General features: G+C 32.1%; 15 protein-coding genes and 1 pseudogene. 2 read left to right on the top strand and 14 right to left on the bottom strand.

From position 1 onward, the window contains the following. Window positions 1–179: 179 nt before the first annotated feature. From HMPREF3264_RS02310 to HMPREF3264_RS02285, 7 genes and pseudogenes are all read right to left on the bottom strand, one after another. Complete coding sequence (locus tag HMPREF3264_RS02310) at window positions 180–716, bottom strand: GNAT family N-acetyltransferase (protein ID WP_070830234.1); 537 nt, start codon at window positions 714–716, stop codon at window positions 180–182. A 188-nt stretch (window positions 717–904) separates the two neighbouring features. Continuing rightward, window positions 905–1,726 carry a formate/nitrite transporter family protein gene (locus HMPREF3264_RS02305; protein WP_070871799.1) on the bottom strand — a complete coding sequence of 274 codons (822 nt, stop codon included), beginning with the start codon at window positions 1,724–1,726 and terminating at the stop codon, window positions 905–907. Window positions 1,727–1,859: 133 nt separating this feature from the next. Then, window positions 1,860–2,039, bottom strand: coding sequence for a hypothetical protein (locus tag HMPREF3264_RS12360; RefSeq protein ID WP_080981425.1), 180 nt, complete (start codon window positions 2,037–2,039; stop codon window positions 1,860–1,862). 83 nt (window positions 2,040–2,122) lie between these two features. Then, the gene (locus HMPREF3264_RS02300) at window positions 2,123–2,590 is read right to left on the bottom strand and encodes an SRPBCC family protein (RefSeq protein ID WP_070871798.1); all 468 of its coding nucleotides are present in this window, start codon (window positions 2,588–2,590) and stop codon (window positions 2,123–2,125) included. Window positions 2,591–2,846: 256 nt separating this feature from the next. Further along, a pseudogene (locus tag HMPREF3264_RS02295) lies at window positions 2,847–3,815 on the bottom strand (metal ABC transporter solute-binding protein, Zn/Mn family); the annotation flags it as partial. Between the two features lie 243 nt (window positions 3,816–4,058). Further along, window positions 4,059–4,652 carry a DsbA family protein gene (locus tag HMPREF3264_RS02290; RefSeq protein WP_070871796.1) on the bottom strand — a complete coding sequence of 198 codons (594 nt, stop codon included), beginning with the start codon at window positions 4,650–4,652 and terminating at the stop codon, window positions 4,059–4,061. Between the two features lie 26 nt (window positions 4,653–4,678). Continuing rightward, window positions 4,679–5,038: a DUF4467 domain-containing protein gene (locus tag HMPREF3264_RS02285; RefSeq protein ID WP_070871795.1), complete on the bottom strand. Its 360-nt coding sequence runs from the start codon at window positions 5,036–5,038 to the stop codon at window positions 4,679–4,681. A 341-nt stretch (window positions 5,039–5,379) separates the two neighbouring features. Between HMPREF3264_RS02285 and HMPREF3264_RS02280 the strand changes: the two genes are divergently transcribed. Continuing rightward, window positions 5,380–6,627, top strand: a complete 1,248-nt coding sequence (locus HMPREF3264_RS02280) for an aminoacyltransferase (protein WP_070871936.1) — start codon at window positions 5,380–5,382, stop codon at window positions 6,625–6,627. A gap of 197 nt (window positions 6,628–6,824) precedes the next feature. Here the strand turns inward: HMPREF3264_RS02280 and HMPREF3264_RS02275 are convergent, their stop codons facing one another. The 5 genes from HMPREF3264_RS02275 to HMPREF3264_RS02255 all read right to left on the bottom strand — a co-directional run bounded on the left by HMPREF3264_RS02275 (window position 6,825) and on the right by HMPREF3264_RS02255 (window position 11,076). After that, entirely contained in the window at window positions 6,825–7,169 is a 345-nt protein-coding gene (locus HMPREF3264_RS02275; RefSeq protein ID WP_070871794.1) for an ASCH domain-containing protein, read from the bottom strand. A 104-nt stretch (window positions 7,170–7,273) separates the two neighbouring features. Then, window positions 7,274–8,005 carry an amino acid ABC transporter ATP-binding protein gene (locus tag HMPREF3264_RS02270; RefSeq protein ID WP_070871793.1) on the bottom strand — a complete coding sequence of 244 codons (732 nt, stop codon included), beginning with the start codon at window positions 8,003–8,005 and terminating at the stop codon, window positions 7,274–7,276. Next, a complete protein-coding gene (locus tag HMPREF3264_RS02265; protein ID WP_070871792.1) occupies window positions 8,002–8,721 on the bottom strand; it encodes an amino acid ABC transporter permease in 720 nt (239 codons plus the stop codon). The genes HMPREF3264_RS02270 and HMPREF3264_RS02265 overlap by 4 nt, the downstream gene beginning before the upstream one ends. Further along, window positions 8,702–9,493, bottom strand: coding sequence for a transporter substrate-binding domain-containing protein (locus tag HMPREF3264_RS02260; RefSeq protein ID WP_070871791.1), 792 nt, complete (start codon window positions 9,491–9,493; stop codon window positions 8,702–8,704). The genes HMPREF3264_RS02265 and HMPREF3264_RS02260 overlap by 20 nt, the downstream gene beginning before the upstream one ends. Before the next feature lie 146 nt (window positions 9,494–9,639). After that, window positions 9,640–11,076 carry an MDR family MFS transporter gene (locus HMPREF3264_RS02255; protein WP_070871790.1) on the bottom strand — a complete coding sequence of 479 codons (1,437 nt, stop codon included), beginning with the start codon at window positions 11,074–11,076 and terminating at the stop codon, window positions 9,640–9,642. Window positions 11,077–11,296: 220 nt separating this feature from the next. Between HMPREF3264_RS02255 and HMPREF3264_RS12575 the strand changes: the two genes are divergently transcribed. Further along, window positions 11,297–11,401, top strand: a complete 105-nt coding sequence (locus HMPREF3264_RS12575) for a putative metal homeostasis protein (protein WP_000762708.1) — start codon at window positions 11,297–11,299, stop codon at window positions 11,399–11,401. 211 nt (window positions 11,402–11,612) lie between these two features. Here HMPREF3264_RS12575 and HMPREF3264_RS02250 read toward each other — a convergent pair whose 3' ends face one another. Both HMPREF3264_RS02250 and HMPREF3264_RS02245 read right to left on the bottom strand, forming a co-directional pair. After that, window positions 11,613–12,299: a 2,3-diphosphoglycerate-dependent phosphoglycerate mutase gene (locus HMPREF3264_RS02250; RefSeq protein ID WP_070871789.1), complete on the bottom strand. Its 687-nt coding sequence runs from the start codon at window positions 12,297–12,299 to the stop codon at window positions 11,613–11,615. Between the two features lie 490 nt (window positions 12,300–12,789). Beyond that, window positions 12,790–13,686 carry a cation diffusion facilitator family transporter gene (locus HMPREF3264_RS02245; RefSeq protein WP_070871788.1) on the bottom strand — a complete coding sequence of 299 codons (897 nt, stop codon included), beginning with the start codon at window positions 13,684–13,686 and terminating at the stop codon, window positions 12,790–12,792. Between the last annotated feature and the right edge of the window lie 177 nt (window positions 13,687–13,863).

Here is a 13,863-nt window from a genome sequence, read left to right as displayed (position 1 = left end):
TCAATCATTAGAATTGCTTACTTAAGTGCTTCGCACTTAAGTTCATTTTTAAAGAAATCAGGAGTCTCGCCATAAATACTTCGTTTATCTTTTGAGAATAATTCTTTTGAGCCAATCACTCGTTTATATATTATTGATTTAAAATGTGATGGTTTTTTTAATCAATCTTAGCTCAGTCTTTAAAATGGTGGTTGTCCTAGTATTTTCTCTTCAAATCGTTCAGGTATCAATATTTTACGCATAATCACACCTAAATCGCCATCGTCATTCTCATGTTCTGCGTATATTTCATACCCTCTTTTTTCATAGATTTGTAGCAACCAAGGATGTAATCGAGCGGAAGTACCTAATGTGACCGCAGCAGCTTTTAATGTATCTCTTAAGAAATCTTCTTCTACATACTTCAATAATCGACTCCCATATCCCTGTCCATCGTAAGCAGGCTTTGTAGCAAACCACCATACGAAAGGATATCCAGATATACTTCTTACACTACCCCATGGATATCTAACAGTGATTGTTGAAATCATTTCATTATCTTTTTCCATCACAAAGGTCGTATTATTCACGATATTTTCTTTGACCATATTTAAATCTGCATTTACTGATGGCCAATCAATGCCTAATTCTCTTAACGGTGTAAAGGCATCATACATTAATTGATGTAATGCTTCTGCATCTTCTGTATTTGCTATTCTTATATTTATTTCTGACATATTTTCACTCCCAAACGTTAACAATGAACATGAATCATAGCCTACCTTGTCGGCTTATCGATGTCCATTAATTGAGCTTATATGATCTAATTAATCTTTTTAAATATGAAGGCGTACTCATGTCATTAGCTGTCATTTTATTATTTTCCAAAAATAAAAGCAGGTTCAAAAAATGAACCTGCTAAAGTTTATTGAGATAAACTGTCACGTTTACCGTTTAAATATGCATACACTAAACCTACGAAAATGCCGCCACCGATATAGTTACCAATAAATGCAAAGACAATATTCTTAATGACGTCAATCCATGATAGCGCATCTGCATTATAGAAAATCATACCAGCGTATAGACCAGCATTAAATACAACGTGTTCGTAGCCCATAAAGACAAAGACGATGACACCACAAGCAATGAAAAATGCTTTGGCTAGTCCTTCTTTAAATTGTAAAGATATAAAAATACCTATGTTGATGAAGAAATTACAAAAAATACCTTTAACTAATATGTTGAGCCATGTCGACTCGACTGTTTTCTTGTGAACGAGTGTAGTTAAACTGTCTGTCATCTCAGGTGTCATCACGTGTGAAAACTTCATTAAGAAGAATAGAATAAATCCACCAATAATATTCCCAATAAAACAGAAAATAAAAATCCAAACGACTTTCTTCATACTTATTACTTTATAGTACCACCCCACTGTTAAATACATAAAATTACTTGTAAGTAACTCAGAGTGAGTAAGCACGACAAGTACAAGTCCCAAACTAAAAGAAATGGCACCCATTAAGTTAATTAATCCATCATTATGTGTAGACGCAAATTGTGTTTTAATTGCGAGCATGAAAACCGTAACAATAGATAGTAAGAACCCAGCCATCATTGATTTCAATGCATAACGAGTTGGTGTCTTATCCGCCATAACCTCCTTCATTTGAACTTGACCTGCTATGTTGTGAACAATAGCTTTTGTAGCATATGTATCTTCAATGTTTTTCTTATTCTTGAACATATTTACTTTCTCTCCCTACCTCACGCATTTAATGATACTTTTACATTATATTAGTTAGCGCTCGATAAGTGTATATTAAATTTTATTTTCCATAAAAAAGAACGCCACCCCTACTTTAGAGTGACGTTGAGATCTATTTGCGCTTACGTTGAGCTAAAAAGTGTAAGCAATATGCAAATATGCCGTATCCGAGTGCTGTTCTTAAAATAAATCTTAATGCCTTATTAGATACGCAATTAGAAGTAACTAACATTGTGGATATGCCAGTAGTTAATGTGTAAAGTCCCAATACTTTCAAATATCTTTGTTTCATCATATATACCTCTCTTGCATGATATTTTCTTAATTCTAATTATATATGATATAAGACTTTTTGACTCTGACATATTTATGACATTATTTCTCTAATAGCGCTTCTAAATTGTCTAAGGTACCGTTCATGCCTTGTTCCACACCCATATCTAAAGCTTGTTGAGCAGCATCTTGTGTTGGGAAAACAGATGTAGAAGTTACAGTTGTCTTACCATTACTCTCTTTAAAATCCATTAAAATTTGCATACCTGGCATAGATGTATCTTTCTCTCCTTGTGGCGTTGCAAAATAATCTAAGTATTCAAGGCGATGTGGCTTTTGTACTTTCTGATATTCCGTAATTGTATAACTTGTCATATTCGGTGCTTTAATTGCGAAAAATGCTTTTCCACCCTCAACAGCATTAAATTGATACACTTCTACAGAAGCACCTTCAGGATAAAACCACTGCTCGAAAAGTTCTTTCTGAGTATATGCATCAAATACTTTATTCGCCGGTGCATTAAATGTTCTAGAAAAAATAATTCTGTTCTTTTCTTTTTTTATTGGCATTATTAACCCTCACATTATATCTCTGTTTTATTAGTGTCTTTATCGTAACAGAAATACATTTTAAAAGGTATTAAAGAGGGAGCGGAACAGAAATATAATTTATCAAAATTAATTTCGTTGTTCCGCCCCGGCAAGGATGACTAGGATTGAAAGAAGCTTGATATAAGCGCACTTTCAATCCAGACATCTACTGCCAATTTGTTAAATTAGACTGAGATATTAAATTATGTCCCAACCATCCTAATTAGTATTACTATTTTGCTTTTGTATTGTTTGATAAAGCTTTATCTATATTTTTAATATTTTCTTCCATTAATGATTGATATGATAAATCTTTATCATTTTGCTGATCTTTATTTAAAGATTCCATGTTGTAAAATTTGAGTGGTTGCGCATCTGTTTCTTTACGGATTGTTTCTGTCACTTTATTCGCAACGTTATCTTCATAAAGAATATATTTCGCTTTACTATCTTTGATTTCTTTAACAATTTGAGTTAATTCTTTCTGTGATGGATCCTCAGCATTCATATTTTGAATACCTTCTTGTTTGAATCCATATCTATGTGCTAAATAACCCATTGATTCATGTGAAATGAATACGGTATGGTCCTTTTTGTCTTTAGTGACCTTTTTCATATCTTTATCTAAATCACTAAGTTGTTTGTATAATTTTTTATAATTGTTTTCATATTCTTTTTTATGTTTAGGGTCTTTTTTAACTAACGTATCTTTGATTTCTTTAGCAAATGTTTGATCCATTTTAGGGTCTAACCAGATATGCGGGTCATATTCTCCGTGGTGATGATGTTCATGTTCCTCATGCCCCTCATGTTCTTCACCGTGATGATGGTGGTCAGGAAGTAAACTTGATTTGTCTAATTTATCTTGAAGAGAAAGTTTTTTGTTTTTATCTTTGATTGTGCTTGCAACCTTTTTAGCGACTGGATCTAAATCGTCACCAGTATACACAAATAAATCTGCCTTACTCGCATTTAAAATATCTTTTTGAGTAGGTTCATAACTATGTAAATCCGTACCTGCTGGATAAATTGATTTCACATCAACATGCTTTCCACCTATTTGTTCTGCAAAAGATTGAAGTGGGTACACTGTCGTGTTAATAGTGACTTTCCCATCTTGCTTTTTGTTATCATCATTTCCACACGCTGTTAAAATTACAGCAAATAACGGGATAATGAATAATAAACTTAATACCTTTTTCATAAACAGCCTCCTAAATAGTAATTATTACGATTTAAAAGTATAAACCTAACTTCACTAAATTACAAGGTGTTTTTCAAAAAAGTATGATTGATATCTATTTGAATGGTAAAAAAGTTCTTCAAAATGAATCAAAATAAAATAATGGCCCCTATAATGAATTTTTAACATTCACTATAGAGGCCAATTTAAATCAATACTCTGGTCGTTTATTAAAAACGTTTATATCTTCTTTTTAAGACAGTATTATTTGTCTTTCAATAATGTTTCATAACTACTGAAATGGTATGGGTCTTTAACTTTTTTACCTTTAATAAATACTGTTGGCGTTTGTTTAATATGATGTTCCTTACCTATTTGTTTATCTTTATCAGCAGCTTTCCATGATACAGAATCTTTAGTTTTATAGTCTTTTTTAATTTTATCTTTACTATGTTGACTTATATTTAATTTATCAATTTGTTGATCTACTAATTTATGAGTAATCCATTGTTTATCTTCATCTTGTTGTTGCTCAAACATTAACTTTTGAAATTGGAGTGAATACTTAGGTGTATAGTGATTGACTGCATGTTGTGCCCTAGAACCTATAATAGAATCCTTTCCCAAAAAGGCTAAATTCACATATTGGAATTTTACTTTATCTTTATCAATATAGTTGTTCTTTAATTTAGGCATCACATTGTCTTCTACTTTCTTACAATATGGACATTTAAAATCACCATACATCACTATGAGTGGCTTTCCATTTTGCACATCATTAGTAGAACTAGGTTGCTTTGAACATCCAAACAATAGAATAATAGTTATGACACTCATTAATCCAATTACTTTTTTCATTGGTGCTCCTTCTTGCTAAAACGCGATTATTTCATATTCTCTTCTTTATAGTCAGGTTCATGCGATTGGTAATAACCTTTTGAATTAAAGTTTTCTTTGTAATGTGCCTTTTTACCTTTAAACTCATAAGTATAATAATGAACTTCTGCATCATCACTTAATGGTTCATAAGCTAGAATGACATATTTACCTTTATTAAAAACATAGATATTTGCATCTTTTTTATCAAAATGTTTGACTTCATCGCCTGAATCGTTTTTAGCAATTTTTTCTTGTTTTTTGTCTTGCATTTTCACAGCTTTATCAATTTTATCTGTGTATTTACTACTACTGCAACCTGCTAACAATAGTGCGATTACAGCTAAAGAAACTGCCAATTTCTTCAAACTACTCACTCCTGCCTCTCTACTTATTCTAATTAGTAGAAAATTAAATTACCGTGAAAGTCTATACATTATACATTCATTGAATTCCTTTTCAAAAATGAGCAATGCTAGAATCTCACTCTTTCATTATAAATTCTATCATATAACGAATAGAGCTACGATGCTAGTTATTCTTAATTTTATGATTTTATTAAGATTATTTAAGTTGGGGTAAATTTATCTCATACAAAAGTATGACGTTATTATTTGTGTTATTATATGTAATGATGCCTTTAGTTTGGTAAAATAGATAAATCATGACAATATTGATAACGAAATCGACATAGAGGGGAAGATTGATGATGAAATTTGTTAACTTGACATCTGAAGAATTTGATCGATTTACTTCAGAAAACTTTTCTCATTATACACAATCCAGTATACATTATAATAACCGTAATAAAATGAAAGGTGACGTTCATCTTGTGGGAGTTAAAGATGACAATGATAAAGTCATTGCTGCTTGTCTTTTAACAGAAGCACGTTCACTTAAATTCTTTAAATATTTCTACACACATAGAGGTCCAGTGATGGATTATCGCAACTTGACATTAGTTCGTTTCTTCTTCAAATCCCTCACAGATTATTTGAAAAAGCGCAACTGTTTATATGTACTTGTTGACCCTTACTTGTTAGAAAACTTAAGAAATGCTGAAGGTGAAATTATCGAATCATTTGATAATCGACCTTTCATTAAAACGTTAGAAGACTTAGGTTATAAACACCAAGGCTATACAGTTGGTTACGATACGATGAGCCAAATTCGCTGGTTATCCGTTCTAAATCTTAAAGATAAATCCGAAGATCAGTTATTGAAAGAAATGGATTATCAAACTCGCCGTAACATTAAGAAAACATATGAAATGGGCGTCCAAGTTAAAACACTTCCTATCGAAGAAACTGATACGTTCTTTGAACTCTTCCAAATGGCCGAAGAGAAACATGGTTTCAAATTCCGTGAAAAACCATATTTCGAAGATATGCAAAAAACATATGAAGACCATGCAATGCTTAAACTTGCTTACATTGACTTACAAGATTATTTAAATACGTTACAAGACAAACATAAAGAATTAGAAAAGCAACTTAAAGAGGTTGAACAAACGCTTGAAGAGAATCCTAATTCTAAGAAAAATAAGACAAAACATACTCAAGTTAAACAACAATTTGATAGTAATGAACGTAAAATCAAACAAACTAAAGAAAAAATTGATGAAGAAGGACAAGTACTGAACTTAGCTGCAGCATTGTATATTTATAATGAACATGAAGTATATTATCTTTCAAGTGGTTCAAACCCTAAATATAATGCGTATATGGGAGCTTATCGTTTACAATGGGAAATGATTAAGTTCGCAAAAGAACATAACATTGATCGATATAATTTCTATGGTATTACTGGGGACTTTAGTGAAGATGCTGAAGATGCAGGTGTTCAAAAGTTCAAAGAAGGCTTTAATGCTGATGTTTATGAATATATCGGTGACTTTATCAAACCGATTAAACCTATTTTCTATAAAGTAAAAGAAACACTAGAAAATCGTAAATAGTATCATACTGAGGCTGGGACATAATTAATTGTCTCAGCCTTCTTAACATATTGGCAGTAGATGTCTGAATTAAAAGTGTGCTTATATCAAGCTTCTTTTAATCCTAGCCATCCTTGCCGGGGTGGGACAACGAAAATAATTTTGCTAAATTATATTTCTGTCCCACTCCCAGTTTTTATATATAGTCATATTTTTGATTAAACTAATTTTATTTTTAAAGCTACAACGCCGTGATTTAATTCATCATTTTGATTGTAAATTTTATAAATGCTAGCTACTTTTTGGGCTAGCGAAACATTATCACTATAACCGAGCTCATCATTATCATAATAATTAAATAACTGTTGGAAAGTATCGAAAACTCTTTTTTCTAACACTTTTACTTTCATTTTTTTCTCAGGTGATTCTATATTTGTAAAGACTATCGTGTCTCCTATTTTAATGTATTGTCTTTTTTCATCATTTAATCTTATTTCTATCGTCTTTCTATTGTTGCGAACCGCTTCAAATGGCTCAACATAAAGTTTCATCGAGTGTTCCATTCTTTCACTCCTCAAACTGTTCTTTTTTGAAAAATTAAATTACACCTATTCTAACATAAAATAGCCATGTAAACGTCTAATTCACGTCTACATGGCTACTTCTACTATTCTTCGTTAATTACATTTAAAAAGCGTTTTAATTCTTCAGTTTTAGGATGATTAAATAATTCATCTGGTGCACCTTGTTCTGCGATTACACCTTCATGAATAAAGACTGTTTGATTTGAAACTTCTCGAGCAAAGCGCATTTCATGTGTAACAATGACCATTGTCATGCCTTCATCAGCTAGTTCTTTAATTACCTTTAATACATCATTTACTAACTCTGGGTCAAGTGCAGATGTAGGTTCATCGAAAAGCATGACTTTAGGATTCATAGCTAACGCTCGAGCAATGGCTACACGTTGCTGTTGCCCTCCTGATAATGCATGGGGACGTTGATCTTTAACGTGCACTAAACCTACCTTCTCCAATAGTTCCATTGCTTTACGTTTAGCTTCAGCTTTTTGCATTTTCTTAACTGTAACAAGACCTTCCATCACATTCTCTAATGCGGATTTGTGTGGAAATAAATTATAACTCTGGAAGACCATACCAGATTGTTGACGCACTTCGATTTGTGATTTTTTATCCTTTTCAGTATAGGTTTTACCGTTTACAAACACTGAACCTTGAGTGGGTATTTCTAATGCATTCATCATACGTAGTAAGGTCGTCTTTCCTGAGCCTGAACGTCCTATTAATGTCACAACTTCACCTTTATCGACTGTTAAATCGATACCTTTAATCACTTCTGTATCATTAAAAGACTTATGGATATTTTTTAATTCAATCATGAGCGATACCCTCTTTCAATGCGTGATTCATACCATCCTTGAATAATAGAGATGATAAAGCATACAACCCAATACATGATAGCTACAAGAATATATATTGTTAAATATTCATACGAAGTTGAAGCTACTTCCTGAGCCTTTCTGAACATTTCAGCTACAAGAATAAATCCTAATAATGATGTATCCTTGATTAACCCTAAAAATGTATTACCTAATGCAGGGATAGAAACACGTATCGCTTGTGGTAGAATAATACGCTGAACTGTTTGGCGATAATTCATTCCGATTGAATATGCCGCTTCAGTTTGTCCCTTCGGAATTGAAATAATACCTCCACGAATAATTTCAGATGCATAAGCGCCTACATTGAATGACAATCCTATAATTGCTGCTACAACTGGTGCTAATGTCCATTGATTATCCGCATCATTGGTAATAAGTCTTCCAAGCTCTGGTATACCATACAATATAATAAATAACTGAACAATCATTGGTGTGCCTCGAATGATTGAAACATAAACGCGTGCGATACCTCTTAAAATTTTACTTGTTGAAATACGCATCAATGCAGTAAACAAGGCAATAATAAGTCCTAATATAAATGTAACTATAGTAATAGGGATTGAGTATTTCACCAATCCCTCTAACATTGGACCAAATGCTTGTTTTGCTGCATCTAAAGCGTGTTGTTGTTCACTATTTAGACTTAGAAACATCTTGACCAAACCATTTCTTACCTATTTTAGCTAATTCACCGTTATCTCTAAGTTTCTTAAGACCTTCGTTGAATTTTTGAACTGTTTTATCGTCTACTTTTTTAGAAAATGCGAAAGCTGATTTGTTTTGTTCAGCGTTACCTTTAATTGCTTTAATCTTAGCATTAGGCTTTTGTTTCTTATAATCTAAATAAGAAAGACTATCATTGAATGTACCATCAACGCGTTTTGATAATAATAAATCCATTGATTGATTAAAACCATCAACTTTAGTAATGTCAGCACCTTTATCTTTAGCTAATTGACCATAATTTGAAGTAAATGTTTGTGCTAGCTTTTTACCTTTAACATCATTAAATGATTTAATATCTTTCTCATTATCACGAACGACTAATACTGCACTTGAGTATGTGTAAGGATCTGAGAATTTATATTTCTTCTCTCTGTCTTTATTGACACCAACTTGGTTAGCGATAACATCGAAACGTCCTGCATCTAATCCAGCGAACATTGAATCCCATGATGTTTCATTGAATTTCAATTTCAAATTCTCTGCTTTAGCTACGGCTTTGATGACATCAATATCGTAACCTGTTAATTGATCTTTTTTATTGTGGAAAGTGAATGGTGCATATGTACCTTCAGTACCTACACGTAATGTATTATCATCTTTGCTGCTTGATTTACCATCTTTATTACTTGAAGAATCGTTATTGCCACATGCGGCTAACACGAAAATTAATGCGATAACGCAAAATAAAAGTCTCTTCATTTATCTAAACCCCTTATTCTTATTATTCTAATCGGAATAAAAATATTTTATCCTTTAAAATTATAATAGTCAATAAGAAGTTCTTTTATATCAAGTGTTCAGAATGTTCTAATATATTTTTTATACTCAAAAACACGCACGCATGTTTACTCTTGAGTCTTAGATTTGGAAGTTTTCTTAATCATAAATGTACATAGGAAACTAATAACTGTAATAATAACCGCAAATAAAAATCCAGCATGGTAACCATGAAGCATCGTATCAATTTTAATTTGACCAATCATTTCTTGTTTATTCATACCTTTATAGTCACTCATTTTAGGTGAAAAATGTTGACTCGCCTGACTCAAGATTGTAATTAAACCTGCCGTACCAATTGAACCGGAAATTTGTTGGACTGTATTCGTCATGGAAGATCCATGTGCGTTCATTTCTGGTGTTAATTGATTCATCGTATGTGTCATGACTGGCATTAATCCTAAAGCAATACCTATCATACGAATCGCATAAACGGTTGCTAACATAATTGTTGATGTATGTTCATCCATCACTACGAAATAAGAGGTTGTGATAATCACGATTAACATACCGATGATAGCTAATGGCTTGGCACCAAACTTTTCATACATAGCACCAGAAGTCATAGACATCACTGCCATGACAATCGCACCAGGTAAAAGTATAAGTCCTGAATCAAGTGCAGACTCATTTAATTGGTTTTGAACAAACATCGGTAGTACTGTTTCTGAACCAATCATGGAAATCATCGTTACTGCCATGATTAATAATCCTATAGCAAATTGTTTATTTTTAAATACTCCGAAATTAAGTAATGGCGTTTCAAGATGAGATTGTCTCCAAATAAATAATGCTACGAGTATGATACCGCCAATAATTGTTGTTATGACAATTGGATCATCCCATCCATCGTGTGAAATCGAACTTGTACCATATAATAGACAAACAAATACAAAGAAAAATAATATAATCGAAATGATATCAATAGGCACTTTCACGTTTGTGCCAACATTTTTAACGGTAAATAAAGCAATGATAAATGTGATTGCCGCAATAGGTGCAACGACATGGAATAACGATCTCCAGTTAAAATACTCCACTAAATAACCTGATAGCGTAGGACCTATCGCAGGCGCTAAACCAATGACAAGTCCGAAGATGCCCATGTATTTACCACGTTCATGTGGTTCGAAAATATCAAGAATGGTTGTCATCATTAATGGCATCATAATTCCTGAACCTAAGGCTTGAATAATTCTTGCGAATAATAAAATTGTAAAATTAGGACTGAAACCTCCGACAATTGTTCCTATAAAGAAGATCAGAATTCCCGTCAAGAACACTTGTCTTGTTGTAAAGCGTTGAATGACTAAAGCTGACAATGGAATGACTACCCCATTCGTGAGTAGAAACGCCGTCGTTAGCCATTGTACTTGGGAATATTGGATATGAAAATCTTTCATAATACTTGGTAATGCAGTTGTTAATAGTGTCTCATTTAATAATCCAAAGAATCCACCAAGTAACATTGTAATAATCATGACTAACTTGGTTTTTAAAGACATGATTATCCCTCCTTTTTATAAATTATCAATTAGATATTTGCCTATTATACATATTTTGAGTGCATCAATCATATAATTGACTCATTTTACTACTAAAAATAACTTCAAAAATTGTTAGTGCCTTTGGGAAAGGATATCTATTTTTAGTAAATCGTAATAATTACTATTTACAAATGAGCTTTTTTCTTCCATAATATAGCTAGAAAAGGAGGAAAATGATATGAAACTAGATTTACAAACTGCACGACGTAATCTTAACAGTCCAAATATCAAAACAAGAAAACGTGCTTTAAAGATTATTAAACAACATAAAAGAGCTAAATAATTTTTAAAATTTAACTATGCAAATATCATTAAAAATATTTATTTGAATGTGAATCAACTTACGATATCGTTATCATTTCCCCGAATTGGGTAAGCTATTAAACATTTTATTCTTAAATTTCCTTACTATCAGCTTATAACTTCACAATAGAAAAGCCATTAAATGATAATTTAATACTTTATCATTTAATGGCTTGCGTTATTTTTCTATATTATAAATAGTATTTATCTTTAACATCCAAATCATCTGTTAATTCATAAACAAGTGGTGCACCTGTCTTAATTTCATATCCGACGATTTCCTCATCTGATAAATCTTCTAAATATTTGATTAATGCTCTTATAGAGTTACCATGTGCAGACACAAGTACTGTTTCTCCATCTAATAGATGTTGTGAAATTCGATCAGTCCATATAGGTACCACACGTTCTAAAGTATCCTTTAAACTTTCAGAGTACGGCATCATTCTTTTATCTAAGTGATTATATCTACGATTGCGTAAGTAATCATCACGTTGTTCTTCACTTTCTGCAGGCGGTTGAACATCATAAGAACGTCTCCATTGATGCACTTGCTCTTCGCCCCATTTTTCACGAGCATCATCTTTATTCAAACCTTGTAGTGCACCATAGTGTCGTTCATTGAGACGCCAACTTTTATGAACTGGAATCCATTGTTGATCAGAACCAGCTAAAATATATTGTGTAGTTTCTAAAGCTCTTGTAAGTAATGATGTATAAGCAACATCAATTTCCAATTTATTTTCTTCTACTTTTTTTCCTGCTGTTTTCGCTTCCTCAATACCTTGTTCCGATAACTTAACGTCTGCCCATCCTGTGAACAAGTTTTTAGCGTTCCATTCACTTTGTCCATGACGACATAATATTAATTTTGGCATAAGAAAAAACACCTTCCTAGTTTAAATTACTTAATTGACCACACTTTTCTCTCACTACTTTTATTATAAAACGCAATTCCCATATTTCCCAAACAATTGTATGGCTATTTTAGTAATATCCTGTTCCCTTATCAATTTTTAAAATTCATCATCCTAACTCATAAAAAAATAGACCCCACTCACATTAACAAAGAGCAAGGTCTAGATTATCGAAAAATTATTGAGAATATTTTATGATTTTTAATTCGCTCATAAATAAGTTAGAAATCATTAAATAAATAGAATACATAAGATGACTCCCTATACAAGATGTGGTTTGGAATTTTAATAGATATACGAAGTATTGATGGCGACACGCCTGCAGGAATAGCATGCGTCTTGAGACTACAGGCTCAAGGCATGCCCGCGGCAAGGGAGCCTAACAATACGAAGTATTGATATGACAGCCTAATTTTAAAAGGGGTTCTGCAGTCTGAAATCTATTGATATGTTATGAGGTTGAGTCATCATTTATATGATGTTCCTTATCATTAGGTTCTGGATGAACATATACTGACGAAATGCCTTTACCATGTAAATGATTTTCAACTCTATCACAAATTTGATGCGCTTCATATAAAGATAAATCAGATTGAACCACAATCGTTACATCAAGAAAAATACTACTACCATGATATCTACCTTTAATGCTATTCACATCAATAACATCTTCAACTTCCAAGATATCATTACGATACTCTTCCAAATCCTTTTCATTAAAGCCATCACTTAAAGTAAATATAGACTCTTTAAAGATTCCAAAACCTGTATAAATAATTAACAATCCTAAAAATGTCGCTAAAATAATATCGACAATCGGAAATCCAATTTGCGTAAATATTAGACCAATTGCTGTTCCGATACTAACTAAACTATCAGATAAATTATCTTTTGCGGCTGAACTTAATGAACTACTTTTTGTTCTCTTAGCAAGTCTGTGATTAACGTAAAATACACCTAACATAATTACACCACTTATAACACTAACAATAATAGTCATGATATTCGGGACATGTCTATCATGCGTGATTAATCTTGGCGCATTTTCAATAACGACTTGAATCCCTACAAACATAATAATGAACGAAACTAATAACGTTGAAATATTCTCAGATTTCAAATGACCATAAGGATGATTTTTATCAGCTGGTTTGATAGAAATTTTAAGACCTACAATAACAGCAATTGATACGAGAATGTCCGTCATATTGTTTAAAGCATCTGCTCTTACAGCAGCTGAATTATACATATATCCAACTACATACTTGGTTATCGATAAGATGATGTAAACGACTAAACTGAGGTAGGCACCACGTTGGGCTATCTTCAAATTTTCACTTTGAGACATGCGAACTTACCACCTTATTTTCCTTTAGTAATCATAGTATGAATCAATATTCGAGCTATTACAACGTTTTTTTATTTCTGTATTTTTTATGTAAACAAACTAATTAAATTTTTAGATTTACCTAATTTATTAATTTAATTTTATCAAATATGCCTCACTTTTATGGCACTTTCTTAA

Origin of the sequence: Staphylococcus sp. HMSC62A08, assembly GCF_001839105.1 — a bacterium.
Classification (GTDB): Bacteria; Bacillota; Bacilli; order Staphylococcales; family Staphylococcaceae; genus Staphylococcus; species Staphylococcus caprae.
This window is presented reverse-complemented; position numbering and strand designations above follow the sequence as displayed.